This window comes from Inquilinus sp. OTU3971, from assembly GCF_038440215.1.
Window position 1 is genome coordinate 20,841 of record NZ_JASATH010000003.1, and the last position, 24,315, is coordinate 45,155.

Annotated in this window: 23 protein-coding genes; 10 read left to right on the plus strand and 13 right to left on the minus strand. The window is 68.7% G+C overall.

Going from position 1 to position 24,315, the window contains the following annotated elements:
- Nucleotides 1-5: 5 nt before the first annotated feature.
- Nucleotides 6-536: a SecDF P1 head subdomain-containing protein gene (locus AAHM41_RS01370; protein WP_342234700.1), complete on the minus strand. Its 531-nt coding sequence runs from the start codon at nucleotides 534-536 to the stop codon at nucleotides 6-8.
- Between the two features lie 91 nt (nucleotides 537-627).
- Between AAHM41_RS01370 and AAHM41_RS01375 the strand changes: the two genes are divergently transcribed.
- The 6 genes from AAHM41_RS01375 to rhuM all read left to right on the plus strand — a co-directional run bounded on the left by AAHM41_RS01375 (nucleotide 628) and on the right by rhuM (nucleotide 6,821).
- Entirely contained in the window at nucleotides 628-1,539 is a 912-nt protein-coding gene (locus AAHM41_RS01375) for an arginase family protein (protein WP_342234701.1), read from the plus strand.
- Nucleotides 1,540-1,640: 101 nt separating this feature from the next.
- Entirely contained in the window at nucleotides 1,641-3,512 is a 1,872-nt protein-coding gene (mnmG, locus tag AAHM41_RS01380; RefSeq protein ID WP_342234702.1) for a tRNA uridine-5-carboxymethylaminomethyl(34) synthesis enzyme MnmG, read from the plus strand.
- Nucleotides 3,499-4,113, plus strand: a complete 615-nt coding sequence (rsmG, locus tag AAHM41_RS01385) for a 16S rRNA (guanine(527)-N(7))-methyltransferase RsmG (protein ID WP_342234703.1) — start codon at nucleotides 3,499-3,501, stop codon at nucleotides 4,111-4,113. The genes mnmG and rsmG overlap by 14 nt, the downstream gene beginning before the upstream one ends.
- A 37-nt stretch (nucleotides 4,114-4,150) precedes the next feature.
- The gene (locus AAHM41_RS01390; RefSeq protein WP_342234704.1) at nucleotides 4,151-4,939 is read left to right on the plus strand and encodes a ParA family protein; all 789 of its coding nucleotides are present in this window, start codon (nucleotides 4,151-4,153) and stop codon (nucleotides 4,937-4,939) included.
- Nucleotides 4,936-5,844, plus strand: a complete 909-nt coding sequence (locus tag AAHM41_RS01395) for a ParB/RepB/Spo0J family partition protein (protein ID WP_342234705.1) — start codon at nucleotides 4,936-4,938, stop codon at nucleotides 5,842-5,844. The genes AAHM41_RS01390 and AAHM41_RS01395 overlap by 4 nt, the downstream gene beginning before the upstream one ends.
- Nucleotides 5,845-5,936: 92 nt before the next feature.
- Nucleotides 5,937-6,821, plus strand: a complete 885-nt coding sequence (gene rhuM, locus AAHM41_RS01400) for a RhuM family protein (RefSeq protein ID WP_342234706.1) — start codon at nucleotides 5,937-5,939, stop codon at nucleotides 6,819-6,821.
- 198 nt (nucleotides 6,822-7,019) lie between these two features.
- Here the strand turns inward: rhuM and holA are convergent, their stop codons facing one another.
- From holA to AAHM41_RS01425, 5 genes are all read right to left on the minus strand, one after another.
- The gene (gene holA, locus AAHM41_RS01405) at nucleotides 7,020-8,045 is read right to left on the minus strand and encodes a DNA polymerase III subunit delta (RefSeq protein WP_342234707.1); all 1,026 of its coding nucleotides are present in this window, start codon (nucleotides 8,043-8,045) and stop codon (nucleotides 7,020-7,022) included.
- On the minus strand, nucleotides 8,042-8,557 hold the full coding sequence (lptE, locus tag AAHM41_RS01410; RefSeq protein WP_342234708.1) for an LPS assembly lipoprotein LptE: 516 nt from the start codon (nucleotides 8,555-8,557) through the stop codon (nucleotides 8,042-8,044). The genes holA and lptE overlap by 4 nt, the downstream gene beginning before the upstream one ends.
- Nucleotides 8,544-11,123: a leucine--tRNA ligase gene (gene leuS / locus AAHM41_RS01415; protein WP_342234709.1), complete on the minus strand. Its 2,580-nt coding sequence runs from the start codon at nucleotides 11,121-11,123 to the stop codon at nucleotides 8,544-8,546. Before leuS ends, lptE begins: the two co-directional genes overlap by 14 nt.
- A gap of 97 nt (nucleotides 11,124-11,220) precedes the next feature.
- Nucleotides 11,221-11,757 (minus strand): DUF3576 domain-containing protein, encoded by a 537-nt coding sequence (locus AAHM41_RS01420; RefSeq protein ID WP_342234710.1) that lies wholly within the window; start codon nucleotides 11,755-11,757, stop codon nucleotides 11,221-11,223.
- Between the two features lie 75 nt (nucleotides 11,758-11,832).
- Nucleotides 11,833-13,008, minus strand: a complete 1,176-nt coding sequence (locus AAHM41_RS01425) for a porin (protein WP_342234711.1) — start codon at nucleotides 13,006-13,008, stop codon at nucleotides 11,833-11,835.
- 496 nt (nucleotides 13,009-13,504) lie between these two features.
- Between AAHM41_RS01425 and AAHM41_RS01430 the strand changes: the two genes are divergently transcribed.
- Complete coding sequence (locus AAHM41_RS01430; RefSeq protein WP_342234712.1) at nucleotides 13,505-14,197, plus strand: YggS family pyridoxal phosphate-dependent enzyme; 693 nt, start codon at nucleotides 13,505-13,507, stop codon at nucleotides 14,195-14,197.
- Here AAHM41_RS01430 and AAHM41_RS01435 read toward each other — a convergent pair.
- Nucleotides 14,172-14,684 carry a L,D-transpeptidase family protein gene (locus tag AAHM41_RS01435; protein WP_342234713.1) on the minus strand — a complete coding sequence of 171 codons (513 nt, stop codon included), beginning with the start codon at nucleotides 14,682-14,684 and terminating at the stop codon, nucleotides 14,172-14,174. The two genes, AAHM41_RS01430 and AAHM41_RS01435, sit on opposite strands and share 26 nt — an antisense overlap.
- Nucleotides 14,685-14,738: 54 nt before the next feature.
- On the opposite strand from AAHM41_RS01435, the gene AAHM41_RS01440 reads away from it, so the two are divergent.
- From AAHM41_RS01440 to AAHM41_RS01450, 3 genes are all read left to right on the plus strand, one after another.
- A complete protein-coding gene (locus AAHM41_RS01440; protein WP_342234714.1) occupies nucleotides 14,739-15,467 on the plus strand; it encodes a response regulator transcription factor in 729 nt (242 codons plus the stop codon).
- A 204-nt stretch (nucleotides 15,468-15,671) separates the two neighbouring features.
- Nucleotides 15,672-16,484: an MBL fold metallo-hydrolase gene (locus tag AAHM41_RS01445; RefSeq protein ID WP_342234715.1), complete on the plus strand. Its 813-nt coding sequence runs from the start codon at nucleotides 15,672-15,674 to the stop codon at nucleotides 16,482-16,484.
- Nucleotides 16,481-17,377 (plus strand): class I SAM-dependent methyltransferase, encoded by an 897-nt coding sequence (locus AAHM41_RS01450; RefSeq protein ID WP_342234716.1) that lies wholly within the window; start codon nucleotides 16,481-16,483, stop codon nucleotides 17,375-17,377. The genes AAHM41_RS01445 and AAHM41_RS01450 overlap by 4 nt, the downstream gene beginning before the upstream one ends.
- A gap of 42 nt (nucleotides 17,378-17,419) precedes the next feature.
- Here AAHM41_RS01450 and AAHM41_RS01455 read toward each other — a convergent pair whose 3' ends face one another.
- From AAHM41_RS01455 to AAHM41_RS01480, 6 genes are all read right to left on the minus strand, one after another.
- Nucleotides 17,420-17,929, minus strand: coding sequence for a GNAT family N-acetyltransferase (locus AAHM41_RS01455; RefSeq protein WP_342234717.1), 510 nt, complete (start codon nucleotides 17,927-17,929; stop codon nucleotides 17,420-17,422).
- 3 nt (nucleotides 17,930-17,932) lie between these two features.
- Nucleotides 17,933-18,232 (minus strand): type II toxin-antitoxin system TacA family antitoxin, encoded by a 300-nt coding sequence (locus tag AAHM41_RS01460; RefSeq protein ID WP_342234718.1) that lies wholly within the window; start codon nucleotides 18,230-18,232, stop codon nucleotides 17,933-17,935.
- Between the two features lie 89 nt (nucleotides 18,233-18,321).
- Complete coding sequence (locus tag AAHM41_RS01465; RefSeq protein WP_342234719.1) at nucleotides 18,322-19,485, minus strand: ABC transporter permease; 1,164 nt, start codon at nucleotides 19,483-19,485, stop codon at nucleotides 18,322-18,324.
- Complete coding sequence (locus tag AAHM41_RS01470; protein WP_342234720.1) at nucleotides 19,482-20,480, minus strand: ABC transporter permease; 999 nt, start codon at nucleotides 20,478-20,480, stop codon at nucleotides 19,482-19,484. The genes AAHM41_RS01465 and AAHM41_RS01470 overlap by 4 nt, the downstream gene beginning before the upstream one ends.
- A gap of 34 nt (nucleotides 20,481-20,514) precedes the next feature.
- Nucleotides 20,515-22,416, minus strand: a complete 1,902-nt coding sequence (locus AAHM41_RS01475; RefSeq protein ID WP_342234721.1) for an ABC transporter substrate-binding protein — start codon at nucleotides 22,414-22,416, stop codon at nucleotides 20,515-20,517.
- A complete protein-coding gene (locus AAHM41_RS01480; RefSeq protein ID WP_342234722.1) occupies nucleotides 22,413-24,302 on the minus strand; it encodes an ABC transporter ATP-binding protein in 1,890 nt (629 codons plus the stop codon). The genes AAHM41_RS01475 and AAHM41_RS01480 overlap by 4 nt, the downstream gene beginning before the upstream one ends.
- Nucleotides 24,303-24,315 lie beyond the last annotated feature (13 nt).

Below are 24,315 nucleotides of genomic sequence, written 5' to 3' on the forward strand. Positions count from 1 at the left end.
TGGCGTCAGAGGCGCTCGAACCGGCCCCTGAGCGAATCCGCCAGCGAACGACTGGATGGTGCCGGCGAGCGGCCGAGCTTGCCGGCGAGATCCATGGCCTCGGCCAGGCTCTGCACGCCGCTGATCTGCAGCCGGCCGTCGGGGATCACGCTCTGGATGACCGGCGCCGTCACCAGTGCACCATCGACTATGATGGCGAGCGTCCTGCCGATATGGGTCGCGGTGAACGCGGCGAGGCGGTCGCGGCCGGCACTGTTCAGCTCCAGCGAAACGACGGGCTGCCCCCAGAGCGGGTCGAAGCTCTGTTCGGCGGAGGCGATGTCGGGTGTGGAGATGATGACCTGCGGCTGGAGATAGAGCGTCCGACCATCCTTCTCGACGGCTGTCAGGCCCGGCCCGGGCTCCGCTTGGGCCAGCCGGAACTCGATCGCCGCCGTGACCGGCGGGACCGCCGGCTGCGGCAGGGGCAGCGGGACGGTCAGGGCGGCGGCCAGCACCATGGCAGCGACAGTCAGGGTCGAGACGATGGACAGCACGGTTGTTCCCTTCCGCCGAGAGCGTACAAAGTCGAGGCTGCTTTCGCCTGTTCGATCACCTTCCGAACTCTGCAACAAGGATCATCCGAGAATGTCCCCGCATCCCGGCTTTCTCGATTTTCCCGCACAGCTGCCGGGCGGCATGCAACCCCGCATCATGCTGTTCGGCGCGCCCCATGGCAGCACCTATCCCGGCGCCGATTCTTCAGGTTTCGCCGGCGCGGCGGCAGCCATCCGCGCTGCCAGCCGGGACGATGCGCAGTTCCTCGACAGCTGGGATTTCGACCTCGGCGGCCCCCTCTTCGAGGGCCGCGAGCCCTGCTGTGTCGATGCCGGCGACCTGCCGACGTCGATCTCCGACAATGCCGGAAATCGGAAGCTGATCGAAGAGAAGACGCGCGCCATCCTTGCCGCCGGCGCCGCACCGCTGATGATCGGGGGCGATGATTCCGTTCCCATCCCCTTCATCGCCGGCTTTGCCGGTCATGGCCCGATCTGGATCCTGCAGATCGATGCCCATATCGACTGGCGCGACGAGCGTTACGGCGAGCCCCTGGGCTATTCCAGCACCATGCGCCGGGCGAGCGAGATGCCTCATGTCGCCGGCATCGTGCAGGCGGGTATCCGGGGCGTCGGCAGTGCCCGGCCCTTGGAGGTCGAGGCCGCCAGGCGCTGGGGTGCGCATCTCGTCACGGCGCGGGAGATCCACGCCGAGGGCATCGAAGCCGCCCTCAGGCACATACCCGCGGGCGCGCGTGTCGTCGTGACCCTCGACTGCGACGGGCTCGATCCCAGCGTGATGCCGGGGGTTGCCGGCCGCACGCCCGGCGGGCTGACCTATCAGCAGGCGATCGGACTGATCGAGGGGGTGAGCCGGCGCGGACGCCTTGCCGGCTTCGACCTCGTTGAATTCCAAACGCCCGCTGACATCGACGGCATCACGGCGCTCACCGCTGCGCGCCTTCTCGTCAATGTGATCGGGCGCATCGTCCGGCAGGTCTGAACCGGCAGTTGCAGATGCTCGCCGCGATGTTTCACGTGAAACACCCGGTTTCGTACGCCTGCATTTGACCCTGCGGCGTCGCCTCCGTAAAGTCCGCCGCCATGGAACAGTATGATGTCATCGTGGTCGGCGGCGGCCATGCCGGATGCGAGGCGGCGGCGGCCGCGGCGCGGTTCGGCGCGCGCACGGCGCTGGTCACCCAGCGGCTCGATTCGATCGGCGAGATGTCCTGCAACCCGGCCATCGGCGGCCTGGGCAAGGGCCATCTGGTGCGCGAGATCGATGCGCTGGACGGCATCATGGGCCGGGTGATCGACCGCGCCGGCATCCAGTTCCGCATCCTCAACCGCAGCAAGGGGCCGGCGGTGCGCGGCCCCCGCGCTCAGGCCGACCGCAAGCTGTACCGCCAGGCGATGCAGGCGGTGCTGGCCGAGCAGTCGGATCTCGATCTCGTTGCCGGCTCGGTCGAGGACCTGGTCTTCGATTCGGCCGGCGGCGTCTCCGGCGTGGTGCTGGCCGACGGCCGCACGCTGGCGGCCGGGGCCGTGGTGCTGACCACCGGCACCTTCCTCAACGGGCTGATCCATATCGGCGAGGAGAAGCGCCCGGCTGGCCGGGTCGGCGACGCGCCGTCGATCGGCCTGGCCGGGACGCTGCACCGGCTCGGCCTCACCCTCGGCCGGCTCAAGACCGGCACGCCGCCGCGGCTCGACGGCCGCACCATCGACTGGGCGGCGCTGGAGGAGCAGAAGGGCGACGACCCGCCGGTGCCGTTCTCCGACCTCACCGACCGGATCACGGTGCCGCAGGTCTCCTGCTTCATCACCTCCACCACACCGGCGGCGCATGCGCTGATCCGCGCCAACCTGCATCGGGCGCCGATGTATTCCGGTCAGATCGACAGCGTCGGCCCGCGCTACTGCCCCTCGATCGAGGACAAGGTGGTGCGCTTCGCCGACAAGGAGCGGCATCAGATCTTCCTCGAGCCGGAGGGGCTGGACGACCCGACGGTCTACCCGAACGGCATCTCCACCTCCCTGCCCCGCGACGTGCAGGAGGGCCTGGTGCGCGGCATCCCGGGGCTGGAGAAGGCCGTGATCCTGCGCCCCGGCTATGCCATCGAATATGATTTCGTCGACCCGCGGCAGCTCGACCGGTCGCTGATGCTGCGGGCGATACCGCGGCTGTTCCTGGCCGGCCAGATCAACGGTACGACGGGCTATGAGGAGGCCGCGGCCCAGGGGCTGATGGCCGGGCTGAACGCCGCCCGCGCCGTGGCCGGCAACGACCCGCTGCTGCTCGACCGGGCCGAGGCCTATACCGGCGTGATGATCGACGATCTGGTGACGCGGGGCGCGCCCGAGCCCTACCGCATGTTCACCTCGCGCGCCGAGTACCGGCTGGTGCTGCGCGCCGACAATGCCGACCAGCGCCTGACCGCCCGCGGCATCGCCGCCGGCTGCGTCGGGGCGGACCGGCAGGACCTGTTCGCCCGCAAATCGGCGGCGCTGGAGGCGGCGCGGCAGCGGATCCGCGCGTTGTCCTTGACCCCGACCGAGGCCCGGCGCCACGGCCTGGCGGTCAACCAGGACGGCGTGCGCCGCGACGGCATGGATCTGCTGCGCTATCCCGGGATCGACCTGCCCGCCCTCGCCCGCATCTGGCCGGAGCTGGCGGAATGGCCGGAGGCGGTGGCGGAGCAGGTCGAGACCGAGGCGAAATACGCGGGCTATCTCGACCGGCAGGAGGCCGATATCCGCGCCTTCCGCCGCGACGAGGGGCTGGCCCTGCCGGCAGAGCTGGATGTCGACGCGATCGGCAGCCTGTCGGCCGAGATCCGGCAGATCCTGAAGCGGTCACGGCCGCCGACCCTGGGCGCCGCGGCCCGGCTGCCGGGCGTGACCCCGGCGGCGCTGGTGGCCCTGCTGAAGCATGTCCGGCGCGACTCGGAGGACCGGCGTGCCATCGCCTGAGGCGGCCTTCCCGCCGCCCGCGGATCTTGCCGACAAGCTCGACTGTTACGAGGCGCTGCTGCGGAAGTGGCAGGGGGCGATCAACCTGGTCGCGCCTTCCACCCTGCCGGAGCTGCGGCGGCGGCATTTCGAGGATTCGCTGCAGCTGGTGCCGCTGATCCCGGCCACCGCCCGGACGCTGGTCGATCTCGGCAGCGGCGCAGGCTTCCCCGGGCTGGTGCTGGCGTTGGCGACCGGGCTCGACACCCACCTGATCGAGAGCGATCAGCGCAAGGCCGAGTTCCTGCGCGCTGTTTCACGTGAAACACGGGCACCGGTGACGGTCCATGCCAAGCGGATCGAGCAGGTGCCGCCCTTCCCCGCCGATGTGGTGACCGCCCGCGCCCTGGCCGCCCTGCCCGTCCTGCTCGGCCACGCCGCCCGATTCGCCGGCCCGAACACTGTCGCGCTCTTTCCCAAGGGCCGCGGCGCCGAGGCCGAATTGACCAGGGTTGATTTGACCACCCTGGCCGCATCACCGAAGATGACCATAGACCTCCATCCGAGCCGGACCGATCCCGACGCCGTGCTCATCCGCATCGAGGGGTTCGCCCGTGGCTGATGACGCCCAGATGACAACCATGAGCCCGGTGGCCGAAATGCCCCGCCTCACCCGCACCATCGCCATCGCCAACCAGAAGGGCGGTGTCGGCAAGACCACCACGGCGATCAACCTGGCGACCGCGCTGGCCGCCGTGCGCAAGCGCGTGCTGGTGATCGACCTTGACCCGCAGGGCAACGCCTCCACCGGCCTGGGCCTGCCGCGGGCCAAGCGCGGCGTCGGCTCCTACGACCTGCTGTTCGGCACCACCAGCGTCGCCGATTCGGCGGTCGCGACCGAGGTGCCGGGGCTGGACCTGATCCCGGCCTCGGTCGACCTCGCCGGCGCCGAGGTGCAGCTGGTCGAGGCGGTGCGGCGCGAATACCGGCTGCGCAGCGCGCTCAGGCCCCATGCCGACGGCTACGACTACATCCTGATCGACTGCCCGCCCTCGCTCGGCCTCCTCACCCTCAACGCGTTGACCGCGGCCGATGCCGTGCTGGTGCCGCTGCAATGCGAGTTCTATGCGCTGGAGGGCCTCAGCCACCTGATGCGGACGATCGAGCGCGTCCGCAAGGCCTTCAACCCGGCGCTCGAGATGCAGGGAATCGTGCTGACCATGTATGACCGGCGCAACAACCTCTCCGACATGGTGGCGCGCGACGTGCGCCAGCATCTCGGGGCCAAGGTGTACGAGACGGTGATCCCGCGGAACGTCCGCGTCTCCGAGGCGCCGTCGCACGGCAAGCCGGTCCTGGTCTACGACCTCGCCTCCTCCGGGGCCCAGGCCTATGTCCATCTCGCGTCGGAAATGCTGAAGCGCGAAGAGCAGAGGAGCGCGGCATGAGCGCGGCCGAGAGCAGCCATCGCCGCCGCCCCAGCCTGGGCCGCGGCCTCGACGCCCTGTTCGGCGAGGCCGAGGAGGCCGACATCGCCGCCGCCAGCGCTGGCGGCGAGCCGCGGGCGCCGCGCAGCCTGCCGGTCGAGTTCCTGAGCCCGGGCCCGTTCCAGCCGCGGCGGAAGTTCGACGAGGCCGAAATGGACCGGCTGGTCGAGTCGATCCGCACCCAGGGCGTGCTGCAGCCGATCCTGGTGCGCCCGGTCGATGGCAAGGCCGACCGCTACCACATCATCGCCGGCGAACGCCGTTGGCGGGCGGCGCAGAAGGCCAAGCTGCACGAGGTGCCGGTGGTGGTCCGGCCGATGTCGGACCGCGACGCGCTGCAGATCGCGATCATCGAGAACGTCCAGCGCCAGGACCTGACGGCGTTGGAGGAGGCCGAGGGCTATCAGCGGCTGATCGCCGATTTCAGCCTGACCCAGGAGGATGTGGCCCAGGCGGTGGGCAAGAGCCGCAGCCACATCGCCAACACGCTGCGCCTGCTCGACCTGCCGGACACGGTGCTGGCGCAGCTGCAGGAGGGGCTGCTGACGGCCGGCCACGCCCGGGCGCTGCTGGGCTGCCCGGACCCGGAGGCGGCGGCGCGGACAGTGATCGCCAAGGGGCTGAACGTCCGCCAGACCGAGCAGCTGGCCCGCGACGCCCGCGAGCAGCCCCCTGCCCCGTCCCGCCCGGCCGTGCGCGACCCCAACATTGTGGCGATGGAACAGGACATCGAGACCCGGCTGGGGTTCAAGGTGAAGATCGACACCCGCGACAACACCAGCGGCACGATCCACATCCAGTACAGCAACCTCGACCAGTTCAGCGCCCTGCTGATGCGGCTGCAGGGCACGAAGGAGAAGTGGTAGGGGCGCTTCGCGGTAACGAATCGGCCCGCGAGCCCAGCGTACTCCCTTAAAAGTTGCTATAATGTTCCTCTACGGTCGAGTCGGATGGACCTTTGAGTGAAGACAAGAATGAGCCCGTGCATCTGCTGGAGGATGCCGAAACGGGAGACAGATTTCTCGTATACGGGACCGACAAGGGGCTGCGTCTGGACATCCGCTACGAAGGGGACACTCTTTGGATGTCGCAGGCGCAGATTGGCCAGCTCTTCGGCCGCGATGTGTCGACCATATCGCGACATATCGCCAACGTGTTCGAAGAAGGCGAGCTGGACGAATCGACTTCTTTGCAAAAAGCGCAAACAACCACCGGCCGGCCGGCGGCCCTCTATAATCTGGATGTCGTGATCTCTGTCGGTTATCGCGTGTCCTCAGCGCAGGCGACGGTTTTCCGGCGATGGGCTACCAGCGTCCTTGTCCAATTTGCCAAGAAGGGCTTTGTTGTAGATGCTCCCCGTCTCAAGCAGCCTGAGAATGCCGATCGGGTAGCCGAGCTACGCGAGATCATTCGCGACATTCGATCGGACGAAGCCAATATTTATCGTGAGCTGCGCCGAATTTGCGCTATGTGTCAGGATTGTGATGGCACAACGGAATCCGCACGCGAATTCTATCAACGGACGCAAGCAAAGCTTGTCTATTCCGTTACCTCGCATACGCCTGCAGAGATAATTGCTGAAAGAGCGAATCGCAATTTGAAGAATATGGGCTTGCAGAGCTGGCCAAACGATCAGATAAGAAAATCAGATGTAACTGTGTCAAAAAACTATCTAACCGAGCCAGAAATCAAAGAACTAAATCGCCTCACTTCCATATTGCTAGACATATTTGAAGATCAGCTCGACATAGGCAGGTTTGTTGTAATGCGAGACGCACAAAACCTTCTCGATCAGCAGTTGCGCCACCTCGGGCGAGTTGTGCTAAGTGCGGCGGAAGCGTGAGCGCTACCGATGCAAAACGAAAGGCCGAGCACCAATACGAGGAGTTTGATCGGTACCGAAAGCTTGAACGTCAGAGGGAGGCCGACGAACGCATCGCATCTCTGGCGAAAGAGGCAAAGAATCTACCAAAGCCGAGACGGCATTGATGATCTCGGGTGCGCAGCGCATCACTTCCCAGACTGTAACGGGAATAGCGCCTCACCCCTTCCGCGCAACTGCCCGCGCGATGCGCAGCAGCGTGGCGGCGCAGACGGTTTCCGGCGGGCGGCCGGTGCGTTTGCATTCGGCCTCGGCCTCGATCAGGCGGCGCAGCGCCTCGCCGATCTGGCCCTGATTCCAGCGCCGGACCTGGCCGCGGATCGCCGCCTTGGCCTTGAAGAACACCGGCGGCCGCAGCGCCGCCATCGCCGCGTCCGGCGCGTCGCCGCTGTCGATCATCACCGCCAGCTGGTGCAGCCGCAGAAAGTGCCGCTGCACCGCGCGCAGGATACCGACCGCCTCGCCGCCCTCCGACAGCAGCCGGTTGAGCGCGCGGTCCAGGCCCGGCAGGTCGCCATCGGCCACCGCCATCGCCAGGTCGTCCAGCGACCGCTCGGTGGCGTCGCCGATGCAGGCGCGCACCGCCTCGACATCGACGCGACCGCCCTCCCCGGCATAGGCGATCAGCTTCTCGACCTCGCGCCGGGCGATCTGGCGGTCGCCCACCAGCGACGCGGCCAGCAGATGCTCGGCCTCGCCATCGGCCGAGACCTTGGCCTCGGACAAGAGGCGGTGGATGAAGCGGCCGATCGCCTCCTCATCCGGCATGTAGCAGGCGATCGCAGCCGCGCCCTCCGCCCCCTCCGCCAGCTTGCGCAGGGCCGAGCGCGGCGTCAGCTCGTCGGCCTCCAGCACCACCAGCGTGTCGGTCTCGCCGCCCGCCAGCACGGCCTCCAGCGCTGGCGCCACCGCATCGCTGGCGTCGCGCACCCGCACCAGGCGGCGGCCGCCGATCAGCGATAGGGCGAACACCTCGTCGACCAGCCGGGCCGGGTCACGGCCGATCTCGGCCGAGGCCAGCTCGGCGACGCGGAACGGGTCGGTCGGCGGATCGATCACGCCGCGGGCCAGCGTGTCGGCATAGTCACGCACGGCGCCGGCATCCGGGCCGTACAGCAAGACCGCGCGGATGCCGGGGTCGGGCCGCCGGACGAAGCTGTCGATCCGGTTCGGCGGCAGCTTCACGGATGCCGGTCGAAATAGAGCGCGAGGCGGGTGCGGATGTCCTCGCCGACCGAACGCAGCGCCCGCTCGCGCGCGTCGCGCTCGCCGACCAGGGTCGTGTACTGGTCGGCCAGGATGTTGAAGCTGGTGATCTCGCTGACCGAATCGGAGAACACCGGCTGGCCGGTCTTGCGGTCGGTCAGCACGAAGCTGGCCGTCATCGTCAGGTTCTTGCGGGTGGTGGTCAGGTCGCTGATCAGGTTCACGTCCTGCTGCGATTCGGCGACCGTGACGGCGAGGTCGTAGGCCGGCTGGGCTGGGCGGCCCTGAGGGTTGAGAGTGCGGATCAGCTCGGTGCGCAGGATCTGGCCCGACCGCTCGCCGATGATGCCGACATTGATCTGCCCCAGCCGGTCGGACATCGCCGCGCCGACCGAGTTGGTGCCGTAGAGCGGCCTTAGCCCGCAGGCCCCAAGCGCGAGGACCAGGAGCAGCGGCGCTGCGCGTTGAGCCCAGGACTTAGCCGACGACATTGACGATCCTGTTCGGGACGACGATGACCTTGCGGACGGTGCGGCCCTCCAGGGCCCGGGCGACATTGGCGTCGGCCAGCGCGGCCTCGCGCGCCGTCGCCTCGTCCACGTCGCGCGGCAGCACGATGGTGGCGCGCAGCTTGCCGTTGACCTGGACCGCGACCTTGGCGGTGTCGTCGATCAGCAGCGCCGGGTCGGCCTTTGGCCACGGCGCGTCGGCCAGGAGCCCGTCATGGCCCAGATGCTGCCACAACGCCTCGCCGACATGGGGCACCATCGGGCCGATCAGCCGGACCACGCCGTCGAAGGCCTCGCGCAGCGCCCAGGCCTCGCCCTGCCCCGACCCGTCGATCTTGGCGACCAGGTTGGTCAGCTCGCGGATGCGGGCCACGGCCTTGTTGAAGTGGAACCGCTCCAGGTCATCGCCGACGCCGGCGATGGTCTTGTGCAGCGCCCGGCGCAGCCCCTCCGCCGCCGGGCTGAAGCCGTTCGGCTGCGGCGCCCCGGCCGCCGGCAGCGCCACCGGGGCCTCGGTCACCAGCCGCCACAGCTGCTGCAGATAGCGCCAGGCGCCTTCGATGCCGGCCTCGGTCCACTCCATGTCGCGGTCCGGCGGGCTGTCGGACAGGATGAACAGCCGCGCCGCATCGGCGCCGTAGGTGTCGATGATCACCTGCGGGTCGACCGTGTTGCGCTTGGACTTCGACATCTTCTCGATGCGGCCGGCGGTGACCGGCGCGCCGGCGGCCAGCGTCGTCCACACGCCCTGGTCGTCGCGGCCGACCTCGGTCGGGTACAGCCAGGCGCCGTGGGCGTCGCGATAGGTCTGGTGCGTGACCATGCCCTGGGTGAACAGCCCGGCGAAGGGCTCGTCGATGCCCAGATAGCCGCAGCGCTTCAAGGCGCGGACGAAGAAGCGCGAATACAGCAGGTGCAGCACCGCATGCTCGATGCCGCCGACATACTGGTCGACCGGCAGCCAGCGGTCGACGGCGGCGCGGTCGAAGGCGCCCTCGGCCCGTGGCGAGCAGAAGCGCGCGAAGTACCAGGAGGATTCGAAGAAGGTGTCGAAGGTGTCGGTCTCGCGCCGCGCAGCGCCGCCGCAGCTCGGGCAGGCGACGTGCTTCCAGGTCGGGTGCCGGTCCAGCGGGTTGCCCGGCTGGTCGAAGGTCACATCCTCCGGCAGCGTCACCGGCAGCTGGTCCTCCGGTACCGGCACGATGCCGCAGCGCTCGCAATGGATGATCGGGATCGGGCAGCCCCAGTAGCGCTGGCGCGATACGCCCCAGTCGCGCAGCCGGTAGCGCACCGTCCCCTCGCCCGCCTTGCACTGCTGCAGGGCGGCGATGGCGATGTCCTTGGCCTCGTCCACCGACACCGGGCGGTCCGGCGTCAGCGGGCCCAGATCGTAGGCGAAGGCCCCGTCGGCATTGACCATCGCCTCGGCCATGGCGGCGCCGTCCGGTCGCGGCTCACCGGCCGGCCACAGCACCGGGATGATCGGCAGGCCGTAGGCGCGGGCGAAGTCGAAATCGCGCTGGTCATGCGCCGGGCAGCCGAAGATGGCGCCGGTGCCGTATTCCATCAGCACGAAATTGGCGACGTAAACCGGCACCGTGACGTTCGGGTCGAGCGGATGGACGGCGCGCAGCCCGGTGTCGATGCCGCGCTTCTCCTGGGTCTCGATCGCGGCCTCGCTGGTGCCGCTGCGGCGGCATTCGGCGACGAACTCGGCCACCGCCGGGCTGGCGCGGCCGATCTCGTCGGCCAGCGGGTGGTCGGGCGAGACGGCGCAGAAGCTGGCGCCGAACAGCGTGTCCGGCCGGGTGGTGAAGATCTCCAGCCCGTCGCCCCTGCCCTGCAGCGGGAAGGTCACCCGGGCGCCGACCGACCGGCCGATCCAGTTCTCCTGCATCAGCCGCACGCGCTCGGGCCAGCGCTCCAGCGTCGGCAGCGCCGCCAGCAGGTCGTCGGCGTATTCGGTGATGCGCAGGAACCACTGGTTCAGCTTGCGCCGCTCGACCGGCGCGCCGGAGCGCCAGCCGCGGCCGTCGATCACCTGCTCATTGGCCAGGACGGTGTTCTCGACCGGGTCCCAGTTGACCCAGGATTCCTTGCGGTAGGCCAGGCCCGCCGCCAGGAAGTCCAGGAACATCTTCTGTTCGTGGCGGTAGTAGTCTGGATGGCAGGTCGCGATCTCGCGGTCCCAGTCCAGCGACAGCCCCATCGACTGCAGCTGGCCGCGCATCGCCGCGATGTTCTCGTAGGTCCAAGCGGCCGGATGGGCGCCGCGCTCGATCGCCGCGTTCTCCGCCGGCAGGCCGAAGGCGTCCCAGCCCATCGGGTGCAGCACGTCGAAGCCCAGCGCCCGGCGGTGCCGCGCCACCACGTCGCCCAGCGTGTAGTTGCGGACATGGCCCATATGGATGCGCCCCGAGGGATAGGGGAACATCTCCAGCACGTAGTATTTCGGCCGGTCGCCGAGCGTCTCGAGCCGGAAGGTGCCGCGCTCCCGCCACACGGCCTGCCAATGCGCTTCGGTCTCACGGTGGTTGTAGCGGGACATTTCGGTCTCTGTGCCTGCGAACCCAGGCATTTACAGGGAAAGGGCGCCGGGGATCAATCCCGCGGCGCCCGGAAGATCCTCGGCCCTGCGGCCGGCGTCACTGAGCGGTCGACTGCTCGAGCCCGGTGATGCGCAGCTGCCGCGCCTTGGTCAGGATGGTGTCCTCGAGCGCGCTCGCCATGGTGGCGGGGGCCGGCGAATCCGCCCAGCCGCCCCTGCCCTGGACCTGTCGGAACACGCTGACCCGGACGCCGTCGGAGCGGAGCTCGCGGCCGAGGATGTAGACGTTCAGCTTGTAGCGCTCGTTCGGGGCGTTGGGCGCCGTGTACCAGTCGGTGACGATGGTGCCGCCGAACGGGTCGGCGCTGGTGATCGGCATGAAGGACACGGTGTCCAGGCTGGCCCGCCAGAGATAGGCGTTGACGCCGAGCACAGCGCCCTCGCCGAGATCCTTGTTCTGGTCGGCGCCGGCGCCGAAGCTCAGTCCACCCTCTCCGAAGACGCTCTGGGTCGGGGTGCGCTCGCGGGATGGACCCAGCTCCGGGCTGGGGCCGACCTTGACGCCGTCGTCGGAGGAGCAGGCGGCGAGCGACAGGGCAACCGTCGCCAGGGCGATCAGGACTCTCGGCGGCATGGGCGGGGCCAGATAGAAAAAGGGAGCGGCATGATAGCCGCTCCCCTCTCGAAGGCTAGCTTTTTATCGGTTCGATCAGAACGCGACCGAGATGCCGGTCTGGAAGACAGCCTGCTCCCAGCTGTTGTCGTCCTGAACGGTCACGCCGCCAATATCCTGCTTGCGGAAGTTCTGGATTTCGTAAATCACCTCGGCGTAGGTGTTCAGGCCCGGCGCCAGGGTATAGTTCACGGTCGCAGCCGCGACGTGGTTGTCCTTCAGGTCGAAGCCGCCCTGGGCACTCGAACCCTCAAGGTCGTTGTTCTTGTCGGCCCAGGTATAGGCATAGCCGAGACCGAAGTTCAGGGCGCCCAGGCTGTAGCCGAGGCCGAAACCGACCGTGTCGAAGTTCTTGTCGGTCGCGCCCGCGCCGAAGCCGCTCGGCGTGCCAACCCAGACGAGGCTGGCGACGATGCCGCCGAAGCCGACCTGACCGCCCGCGCTGTAGGTCTCGAGATCCCAATGGTTGTCGATGCCGTTGGCGTAGCTGGCGGTGCCGCGGACCTTGACGCTGGTGCCGTCGAACTCGCCCTCGTAGCCGAGGCCGCCGCTGATGGCGTTCTCGAAGACCTGACCGCCGTCGAACAGATCGGCCCGGCCCTGGGTACCGTTGCTGAGGTTCTTGGTGTCGGAGATCACCGGGGTGAAGCCGACCGCGAAGATGAAGCCGCCGAGGCTCGGCGAGGAGTACTTGATGCTGGTGCTCTTATCCAGGCCCGAGTGGTAGGTCGGGTCGAGCGAGAAGAAGTCACCGCCGCCGTAGCGGTAGTTGCCGTCCAGGTTGTCGCCGTAGCCGCCCGGCGAGTTCAGGATGTCGTCGGGCGCGAAGAAGTAACCGAAGTCACCGGCCACCTGGGGCGAATCGCCCAGGGTGATGGTGCCCATTTCGGGAGTCTTCAAATAGACGTACTGCCGGTCGACCGTGACGTCCTGGCGACGGTTGACGTTGTTCATACGGATGCGGGCGCCGTACTCCAGGCCGCTGTCCGTCGTGTTGCTGATGTCGAACTGCAGACGGCCGTTCGAGTTGAAATCGTACTCGCGGTCGCGGTCGTCGTCGCTCGAGCCGATGATCAGGCCGGCTTCCCAGGCGACGAAGCCGCTGATCTTCATCTTCAGGCCGGACGTCACCGCATTGTCTTCCGCGAACGCCGGCATCGCCACCAGAGCGGCAGCGGCCAACGCCGTCCCACCCAGCAGAATCTTCTTCATTCCTAACCTCCTAACGCGGCCGAGCGGCCGTGATGTCCCTTAGATGTCCCCTCGAAGACGACACCACAGCCAGGGTGCGAATGGCGTCGATCTGCAGGTTATACGGGGCAGCCATGCCACCCGACAATCCACAAGTTGCACAGAAGTCACAAAAGCTGGGACGTGTGGTTCCATTGCAACATGCGACTGGAGCGACCTTGGCGGGAATCGGAGCGGGCAGTTGCGATCGGCCGGAACGCTGGCAAATCGAGGATTGCTCGGTGGTGAAAAAACGGCGGTCCGGGTCTGTTAAGGCCCTGCGGCGCCAGGCCGCGCTCCGGCCGCCGGCGTTGCAATTGCGCATCGGCGTGCCGGATTGTCGCAGTATGATGGCCATCACACCTGCGGACTCCGCCGCCCGCCGCGACCACCGGCCAACGCCGCCATCGGCGATGCCGCGTTGCGCCCCGCGCCGCGGGCGTTGCAATCCCGCATGGTTGTGCCGGATTCTGGCGACATGACGACCAACACACTCGCAGACTCGATCGCCGCGGTCCGGTCGCGGATCGAGGCCGCCGCCAGGACCGCCGGCCGCGATCCCGCCGCCGTCACCCTCGTCGCCGTCTCCAAGGTCCAGCCGGAGGACCGCATCGAGGCCGCGCTCGCCGCCGGCCAGCGGGTGTTCGGCGAGAACCGTGTGCAGGAGGCGCAAACCCGCTGGGCCGAGCGCCGCGCGGCCTGGCCGGACCTGCAGCTGCGGCTGATCGGGCCGCTGCAGACCAACAAGGCCAAGGATGCGGTGCGGCTGTTTGACGTGATCGAGACGGTCGACCGCCCGAAGCTGGCGCGCAGCCTGGCCGAGGCGATGGCCGCGGCCGGCCGCACGCTCGACTGCCTGATCCAGGTCAACACCGGCGAGGAGCCGCAGAAGGCCGGCGTGCTGCCGCGCGAGACCGAGGACCTCTACCGGCTGTGCACCGGGGAATGCGGCCTCTCGATTCGCGGCTTGATGTGCATCCCGCCGGTGGAGGAGCCGCCGGCGCTGCATTTCGCGCTGCTGGCCGACCTGGCCGCGCGGCTCGGCCTGCCGGTGCTGAGCATGGGCATGAGCGACGATTTCGAGACCGCGGTGCGCTATGGCGCGACCCATGTCCGGGTCGGCACCGCGCTGTTCGGCGCCCGGGTCACTCCGGAGCGGCCGGCGGCCTGATCACCAGCGCATCTCCGGGCGCGGCCGCGGCCAGCAGCTCGAGCAGATCGGCCCGGGCGAGGGCGACGCAGCCCTCGGTCGGGCCCCAGTCGGGCCGGGCCAGATGGACGAAGACGGCGCTGCCGAGGCCGGCGACCGGCGGGTCGTCGTTGTGGCCGATCACGATCACCAGGTCGTAGAGGGAATCGTCGCGCCACATCCGCTCGTGCCGGGCGGGGTGGGGCAGGCGGACCGGGCGGTTATAGGCCGGGTCGGCAGGGTCGTCGCACCAGCCGTCCCCGGGCGCGATCGCGGCGCGGGGCAGGGTGGTCGCGGGGGCGGGGCCGCGGTCGGGCCGGTACAGCACCCGGCGCAGCGGGAACCGTCCGGTCGGCGTCGCCCCGTCGCCCTCGCGCTTGTCCGGCCGCACGCCGCCCTTGCCCAGGGCGCAGCGCCTGCGGCCGGCGCCCCAGTCGATCCATCCCTCCGCCGAGACCACCACCTCCACCGCCTCGCCTCCTCTCGGTCGCCATCGCTGCCGACCGTGCTAGATTGCCCGCCCATGGTCATCGCATCCGACACGGTCGACGCCAGAAAACGGCTTCTTCTCGCCTGCGGCAACAGCGCGCTGCGCGCGCTGCTGGGCGAGCAGTTCGCCGCGTCGGCCGATTTTGCCGCCACGGCGGTGGCAGAGGCGGCGGCGGCCGAGGCGGCGGTCGCCGGCGGCGATTTCGCCGCTGCGATCATCGATGATGCGATCGTCGACGATGGGGCGGCCGGTCCGGCGCCCGAGACGCTGTGCGGCCGGCTGCGCGACTCCGGCCTCGCCGGGCCGATCCTGGCGATCGGCGACCGGGCCGAGCGCTTCGCCGACGCCGATGCGACGCTGCGCCCGCCGATCCGGATCGGCGTGCTGCTGACCAGCCTGCGCGCCGCCCTGGCCCGGCGCGGCCAGGCCCGGCCGGACCCCGATCTCGGCCCCTACCGCTTCGACCCCACCGGCCTGCGCCTGATCCACACCACCGACGGGCGGGAGATCCGGCTCACCGCAAAGGAGGCGGCGATCCTGCGCCATCTGCGCCGGCAGGACGGCGCCACGGTGCCGCGCGACGCCCTGCTCGACGCCGTCTGGGGCTATGCTTCGGGGGTCGCCACCCACACGGTGGAGACCCATATCTATCGTCTGCGGCGCAAGATCGAGGCCGACCCGGCGCGGCCCGCGCTGCTGCTGACCGTCCCCGGCGGCTATGCCCTGGGCGGGCAGGAGCCGGGCGAGGAGAAAGGGCCGTGAGTCCGGCGATGCATCCTGTGACGGGCGACACAGACACGGGGTCCCGGCCGTGTTTCACCATCAATATGTCGAAAAGACCTTTTTTCTCGACTCGTGCGACTCGGTGCGCGAATGTTCCCTCCGCCGGCGTCCTCGGACGTGACGGATGGTTTCCCGCGCGCCGAGAGTCAGACTGACGCGCCGATGGCGAAAACGAGCGACCTTATGCTCCGGTTCTGGGGTGTTCGCGGCAGCATCGCCTGCCCGGCCTCCTGCAACATGCGCTACGGCGGGAACACGAGCTGTATCGAGATCCGGCGCGGCGACGACCTCCTCGTCATCGACGGCGGCACCGGTCTGCGGGACCTGGGCCACCGGCTGATGGAGGAGGGGCGGCCGGATGTCGACGTCTTCTTCACCCACACCCATTGGGACCATGTCTGCGGCGTGCCGTTCTTCAAGCCGGCCTACGCCAAGGGCCGCAAGGTGCGCTTTTGGGCCGGCCACCTGAAACCGCAGAACAAATCGATCTATTCGGTGTTGTGCGAGACGATGATGGCGCCGCTGTTCCCGGTGCCGATCGGCGTCTTCCAGGATTGCGAGTATCACGATTTTGACTGCGGCACCCCGATGGAGCCCTTCCCGGGCATCAAGCTCAACACCTGCTGGCTCAACCACCCGAACCTCGCCTGCGGTTACCGCATCGATGTCGGGGGCAAGAGCATCTGCATCATCACCGACACCGAGCATCGGCCGGAAGGGGTAGACCAGGTCATCGCCGATTTCGTTCGCGGTGCCGACATCATGGTGTATGACGCCATGTTCACGGATGAGGAGTATCCGAGATTTGTCGGCTGGGGCCATTCGACCTGGCAGGAGGCACTCAAGCTCGCGGATGCGGCGGATGTCGGCCGGGTCGTGCTGTTCCACCACGATCCCAATCACGATGACGCGTTCCTGGACCGGATCGCGGATGCCGCAGATCGCCGGCGTCCCGGGACGCTGGTCGCGCATGAAGGCATGACGTTGCACCCTTGAGCTCGCACACAGTTCCTCCCGATTTCGGCCGCCGCCTGCGACGCTGGCGCCTGGGCCTCGCCACGCTGTTCGGCCGCCAGCCGAAGGGCTTCTTCATCCCTTGCAGCTATGCCGACGAGGTGCCGGATACGCTCCTGCCCTATGCCGGGCACGAGGCGCTGTTCCGCTCCTCCGAGCCGGTGTTCCAGGCCGTGCTCGACGTCATCGAAGGCTATCGCGACGGGCTCCTGGCGATCGGCGCGACCGAGCGCGAATCGCCGCCGCCACAGCCGCGCTGGAACCAGGGCTGGTTCGCCCGGCTCGACGCCGCGGCGGCCTATGCCATGGTGCGGGCGCGGCAGCCGGCCCGGATCGTCGAGGTCGGCTCCGGCCATTCCACCCGCTTCATGATCCGGGCGGCGGTCGACGGCGACCTGGCGTTGGAGTTCACCGCCATCGACCCGGCGCCGCGGGCCAGCATCGCCGAGCTCGGCATCACCCATCTCGAGCAGACGGTGCAGGAGGCCGGGACCGAGCCGTATCGCGACCTGGCCGAAGGCGACATCCTGTTCATCGATTCGAGCCACATCGCCATGCCTGGCACCGATGTGGACTTCCTGGTCAACCAGGTGCTGCCCTGCCTGGCGCCGGGCGTGCTGGTGCACATCCACGACATCTGCCTGCCCGACCCGTATCCGGACGAGTGGGGCTGGCGCGGCTACAACGAGCAGCAGGTGGTGGCGGCGCTGTTGACCGGCGGCGGCTTCAAGCCGGTCTTCGCCAGCCACTACGCGGCGACGCGGATGGCCGAGGCGGTGTCGCGCACCGTGGTCGGCCAGCTGCCGCTGCGCGACGGCACGCCCGAGACCAGCCTGTGGCTGGAAAAGGCCGCGCAGCCGCTGGCCTATCTGTAACAGCCCCAGTGGGGCGGTGGAGCGCTCGCGCTCGAGGACCTCTCATCGTCGCGCCTCGGCCAGCGAGGCGGCGATGTCGCTGATCGAGCGGAACAGCACGAGCGGGTCGTCGCGCGATGGCAGGAAGCCCCGTCGCCGCCAGAACTCCGCGGCGTCGGCATCGACGGCGTTGACCATGAGGGCGCGGCCGCCGACGAGCGCCGCCGCCTTTACGCAGCGTTCGAGAGCGTGCTTCACCAGGCCCGTTCCGATGCCGTGCCCTGCCCAGCCGATGTCGGTGGCAAGCTGGCCGAGCAGCAGGCACGGCACTGGATCGGGTGGCTGGCCGGTGCGGATGGATCGAGGCAGAACGTTCGGGACCACCGCGGTCGGCGCGAGGCCGTAATAGCCGACGACGCGGCCCGCCTCGTGGACCACCAGGACGGCGGTGAAGCCCTTCTCCTGATTGGAGAGCGCTCGGGCCCTGAGCCAATGGTCAAGGGCAGGCTTGCCGCAGGTGAATTCGGACAGGTCGTGGGCGGCGGTCAGCGGTTCGGGGGCCGAGAGCGGCAAGGCTCAGCGTTTCTTGGCGGCGCCCGGTTCCCATGGCGCGGGACGCCTCGCCAGCTCCACCATCTCGGGGACCGGCGCCGCGGCACCGGACAGGACCGCCATGAACTCGTCGAAGCCTGTCGGGCTCATGCGGATCAGCCGATTCTCCAACAGCACATCCTCGGCGGCGCGAACGGCCGCATCGCGCACGAAATCCGTGCGCGACCGGCCGCGCAGGCCGGCAGCGCGATCGATCATCGCGATGTCGGCCTCCGGCATGCGCATCGAAATCGGATGTTCCTTGCGTTCGGCGCTTCTGACCATCGGCACCCTCCATCGGGAACTATGGACCGATCGTAGTGCAAATTGCAATACAGCGATTTGAAGCAATGCGGGGCCGGTGGATCTCCGTCCTACCGGTACGGGTCGGCGGCGTCGCGCAGGCCGTCGCCGAAGAACTGGAAGGCCAGCACCACGATGATCACCGGCAGCACCGGCATCAGCAGCCAGGGGTAGAGCGCGACGACGTTGATGTTCTGCGACTCGTTCAGCAGCACGCCCCAGCTGGTGACCGGGGGCCTGAGGCCGAGGTTGAGGAAGCTCAGCGCCGTCTCGCCCAGGATCATCCCCGGGATGGTCAGGGTGGCCGAGGCGATCAGGTGGCTCATGAAGCTCGGCAGCAGGTGGCGGAAGATGATCCGCCGCGGCCGGGCGCCCATCAGCTGGGCGGCGACGCAGAAATCCTCCTCGCGCAGGGCCAGCAGCTTCGACCGCACCGACCGCGCCAGGCCGGTCCATTCGACCAGGCCGAGGATGATGGTGATGCCCATGAACACCACGATCGGGCTCCAGGTCACGGGCAGGGACGCCGACAGCGCCATCCACAGCGGCAGCTGCGGGAAGCTCTGGATCACCTCGATCAGCCGGTTGACGACGTTGTCGATCCAGCCGCCGTAATAGCCGGCCAAGCCGCCGATGACGATGCCGAGCAGGAAGCTGACGGTGATGCCGATCAGTCCGACGGTCAGCGAGATCCGGGCGCCGTAGAGGATGCGGCTCAGCATGTCGCGGCCCAGCCGGTCGGTGCCGAACAGGAAGAAGGTGCCGTGCTCGGGCGGGCAGACCAGGTGCAGGTCGGCCTCGAACATGCCCCAGAACCGGTAGCCGTCGCCGCGGCAGAAGAAGCGCAGCGGCTGCGGCTGCGACCGGTCCTCGGTGTAGACCCGCCGCATCGATTCCATGTCGAGCGAGTACTGATAGCCGTAGACATAGGGGCCGACGAAGCTGCCCTCGTGGAAGAACCGGACCTGCTGCGGCGGCGCGTAGATGTGGCCGGTGTGGCGGCTGTCCAGCCCGTAGGGCGCCAGGAACTCGCTGACCAGGATCGAGAGATAGGCCAGCAGCAGCACCACGCCGGAGATCGCGGCCAGGCGGTGGCGCTTCAGCTTCCACCACATGATCCGCCACTGCGACGCCAGGAAGTAACGCTCCTGCTGCGGCGTCAGCGGCGCCTCGAGATAGGGGTCCCAGGGCGCCGGATTGACGTAGTGCTGGGGCTCGCGGGGGACGTCGCTCATTTCACGGCCCCTCCCGACAGGCGGATGCGGGGATCGAGCACCGCCAGCGCCAGGTCCGAGACCAGCGTGCCGATCACCGTCAGCATCGCCAGCCACAGCACGAAGGAGCCGGCGAGGTACATGTCCTGGCTCTGCAGCGCCGACAGCAGCAGCGGGCCGGCGGTCGGCAGGTTCAGCACCACCGAGACGATGGTGGCGCCGGAGATCAGGTGCGGCAGGATGTTGCCGATATCGGCGATGAACGGGTTCAGCGCCATGCGCAGCGGGTATTTCAGCAGCGCCCGCTGCCGCTTCATGCCCTTGGCCAGGGCGGTGACGTAGTACTGCTTTTGCAGCTCGTCCAGCAGGTTGGCGCGCAGCCGCCGGATCATCGCCGCGGTGCCGGAGGTGCCGATCACGATCACCGGCACCCAGAGATGGCCCAGAACCGAGACGAACTTGGCCCAGCTCATCGGCTGGTCCAGGTATTTCGGGTCCATCAGCCCGCCGATCGAGACGCCAAACCATTGGTTGGCCAGGTACAGCAGCACCAGCGCCAAGAGGAAGTTCGGCGTGGCCAGGCCGAGGAACCCCAGGAAAGTCAGCCCATAGTCGCCGATGCTGTACTGGTGCGTGGCCGAATAGATCCCGATCGGGAACGACACCACCCAGATGAAGATCGTGGTGGCCAAGGTCAGCAGAATGGTCAGGAACATGCGGTCGCCGACCACGGCGGTCACCTGCATGTTGTACTCGAACGACCAGCCGAAATCGCCGCGCAGGCAGTTGCCCAGCCAGGCCAGGTATTGCAGCAGGAAGGGCTGGTCGAGCCCGTAGTTCTCCCGCAGGAACTGCATCTGGTTCGGGTCCAGCGATTCGCCGCGGCTGCGCAACTCGTTGACCATGGTGGTCAGGTAGTCGCCGGGCGGCAGCTGGATGATGGCGAAGCTGATGAAGCTGATCGCGAGCAGGGTCGGGATCATCACCAGGATGCGCCGGGCGATGTAGCTCAGCATGTCATCCTCGCCCGGGCCATGGCCGTCCCCGCCGTCATGGGTCCACCCAGAAGGTGTCGGGGTGGTAGATGCCAAAATGCGCGCCCGGGTCCCAGGACAGGATCCCCTTCTCCGGCACGTTGTGCAGCCGGTTCTTGACCACCACCGGGGCCAGGACGCCCTGCACCGTGCCGATCGAGGTGACCTGGTCCGACTGGATCCGGATCATCTCGCGGATGACCGCGTCGCGGCGGCCCTTGTCGGCGGTGGTGCGCCATTCGTCGTACAGCGCCATCAGCTGCTCGGCGAAGGGCTCGTCCGGCTTCTCCCCGGCGGTGCCGCGGGTCTGCACGTACTGGCCCCATTTCGGGTATTGCAGCCAGTTCTGGTCGACCGGCGCCAGGCCCGACGGCACCGTCGTCGGCGTCACCAGCGCGTTGTCGATGCCGGTCCACACCGACATCACCGCGTCGCCGGAGAAGATCCGCTGTAGGAACACGTCGCGCTGCGACTGGGTGGTGAAGAGTGCGACGCCGATCTTGGCCCAGCTGTCCCGGATCAGTTGCAGGATGTCGGCCTCGAGGCTGCGCTCGCCGTTGCTCTCGACCACGATCTCCAGCCGGCGGCCGTTCGGCATCAGCCGGATGCCGTCGCTGTCGCGCTGGGACAGGCCGGCCTCGTCGAGCAGGGCGTTGGCCTTGGCCAGGTCGAACTGGGTCCACGCCGTCGCCAGCGCCGGGTCGTAGAAGGGCGATTCCGGCAGCACCGTGTTCTGGCTCGGCCGGGCCAGGCCGAAGAACACCACCTGGTTGATCTCGTCCCGGTTGATCGCCAGCGACAGGGCGCGGCGGAAGCGGACGTCGCGGTTCAGCGTCCGCCAGTCGGGGTCGTTGCAGTTCAGGTTCGGATAGAGGGCGACCTCGGAGCCCAGCGCCGTGGTCCACAGCCGGACCTTGTACTGGCCGGCGGCCTGGCCGGCCTTGAGGAAGCTGATGTTGTCGAAGCGCAGGCCGCGCTGCTGCAGGTCGGCGTCGCCGGCGCCGGCCTTGGCCGGGATCAGCGAGCCTTCGACGACATTGACGATGACGCGGTCGAGATAGGGCAGCTGCCGGCCCTGGCTGTCGACGCGGTGGTAGTAGGGGTTGCGGACGAAGACGAAGCGGTCGGCCGGCGCCTTGGTGGTGACGACCCAGGGCTCCAGCACCGGCAGGTCGGGATTGGCCGAGTCGATCAGCTTGCTGCGCAGGTTGAACAGCGCCACCCAGTTGCGCATGCCCGCCTGCTTGGCCAGCGCCTCCAGGGCCTTGGCGTCGGCGTATCTCTTGTGGAACTGCTTCAGGTAATGCGCCGGCGCGTAGAGATAGAGCGGCGCCGGACCGGCCAGGGCCGGCAGGAACTCGGGGTTCGGCCTGGACCAGGAGAAGCGCACGGTCACCGGGTCCGGATACTCGACCTTGGGCAGCTCGCCCTCGACCAGCAGCCGGGTGTCCGGGCCGTAGGGCGACAGCTCCTTGTCTAGCTCCATGTCTTCCCAGGAGAAGCGGAAATCCTCGCTGGTGAAGGGCTGGCCGTCGGACCATCTGTGGCCCGGCCGCAGATGCAAGGTGAACACCTTCTCGCCCTCGACATCGACCGATTCCAGCAGGTCCGGATGCAGCTTGAAGTCCGGGCCGTAGCCGACCAGTCGGGCATAGGCGTAGGTGTTCATGATCCGGATGTCGCGGGCGCGGGCGACCATCCAGGCGATCTCGCCGCCCGGCTTGCCCGGCTCCTTGCCCTCCGCCGCCATGTCGACCACCGACGGCAGCTGCGGCACGCGCTCGGCCACCGGCGGCAGCTTGCCGGCGGCCACGTCCGGCTCATACATCGGCGTCTCGACCAGCGCCGGGCCGGCGGCAGCAGGCAGGGCCTGGGCCAGGCCGAGCAGGATCGCGAGGAGAGCGAGCCAACGGGTCATGACGCCACCAGCTCCAGCGCGGGCGCTTCGGTGGCGCGGACGAAATGGCCCTTGTCGACCTCGACCAGCCGGCCCGGCTTGTCGGGCCCCAGGGTGAACGGCGCCGGCCACGCCCCGGGGTCGGAGGCCCGGCCGCCCATCAGCGCCGCGAAATCCAGCCGCCGCGACGGGTCGGGGGCCGGCACCGCGGCCAGCAGCGCCTTGGTGTAGGGATGCACCGGCCGGGCGAACAGCGAGGCGCGCGGCGCCAGCTCCACCACCCGGCCGCGGCACATCACCATGATCCGGTCGGCGATGTAGTCGACCACCGCCAGATTGTGGCTGATGAACAGATAGGTCAGGCCCAGCCGGGCCTTCAGGTCCTTCAGCAGGTTCAGGATCTGGGCCTGGATCGAGACGTCGAGCGCCGAGACCGGCTCGTCGCAGATCACCAGGTCGGGGCGCAGCGCCAGCGCCCGGGCGATGCCGATGCGCTGCCGCTGGCCGCCGGAGAAGCTGTGCGGATAGCGCTGCAGGTGGCGGATGTCGAGCCCGACCAGCTCCATCAGCTCCTTGGCGATCGCCTTGCGCTTGGCCGGGGTGCCGATGCCGTGGATGGTCAAGGGCTCGGTCAGGATGTCGAACACCGTCATCCGCGGGTTCAGCGAGCTGAACGGGTCCTGGAAGATGAACTGCATGCGCGGGCGGAAGGCCTTGAGGTCCTGGCCCTCCAGCGCCAGCACGTCGACCGGCTTGCCGTGGTCGTTGAAGCGGATGCCGCCGTCATCCGGGCTCAGCGCCCGCATCAGGATCTTCGACAGGGTGGTCTTGCCGCAGCCGGATTCGCCGACCAGCCCCAGGCATTCGCCGCGGCGGATGGCGAAGGAGACGTCGTCGACCGCCTTGATCCGCTCCTCCTGGCCGCCGCCGAACAGGCCGCTGTTGCGGATGGCGAAGGTCTTCGAGATGCCTTCGACCGTCAGCAGCGGGCCGGCCGCCTCCGCCGCCTCGGTCCAGGCCTTCTTGCCGGTCCCCATCATGTGGCCGTCGGCCTGCCGGATCTCGCGGATCGGCATCAGCCGTTCATGCCCCATGTCGAAGCGCGGCACCGCCCGCAGCAGCGCCTTCAGATAAGGGTGGCCGGGATTGGTGAAGATCGGGCCGAGCGGGCCGGATTCCATCACCTCGCCGCGATACATCACCACCACCTCGTCGGCGATGTTGGCGACGATGCCGAGGTCGTGGGTGATGATCATGATCGCCATCCCCAGCTCGGCCTGCAGGTCCTGCATCAGCTTCAGGATCTGGGCCTGGATGGTGACGTCGAGCGCGGTGGTCGGCTCGTCGGCGATCAGGAGGGCAGGGCGGCAGACCAGCGCCATGGCGATCATGGCGCGTTGGCGCAGCCCGCCCGACAGCTCGAACGGGTAGGTCTTGAGCGCGCGGGCGGGGTTGGGGAAGCCGACCAGCCGCAGCATCTCGCGGGCCAGGTCGCGCGCCTCGGCCGGGCCGACCGGCCGGTGCAGCCGCACCGCCTCGACGATCTGGTTGCCGACCGTGTGCAGCGGCGACAGCGAGGTCATCGGCTCCTGGAAGATCATCGAGATCCGGCCGCCGCGGATGTCGCGGTATTCCGCGCTCTCTTGCGGCAGCCTGGCCAGGTCGACGACCGTGCCCGGCTTGTCCGGGTCGCTGAACAGGATCCTGCCGCCGGTGACCCGGCCGTTGCTGGGCAGGATGCCCATCACCGACTGGGCCAGCACCGATTTGCCGGAGCCGCTTTCGCCGACCACGGCGACGGTCTTGCCGGCCGGCACCCGCAGCGACACGCCGCGCACGGCCTCGAGCGTGCCGCCGGGCACGGCGAAGCCGATGCGCAGATCGTGCAGTCGCAGGATGTCGGTCACCGCGGCGAGCCTC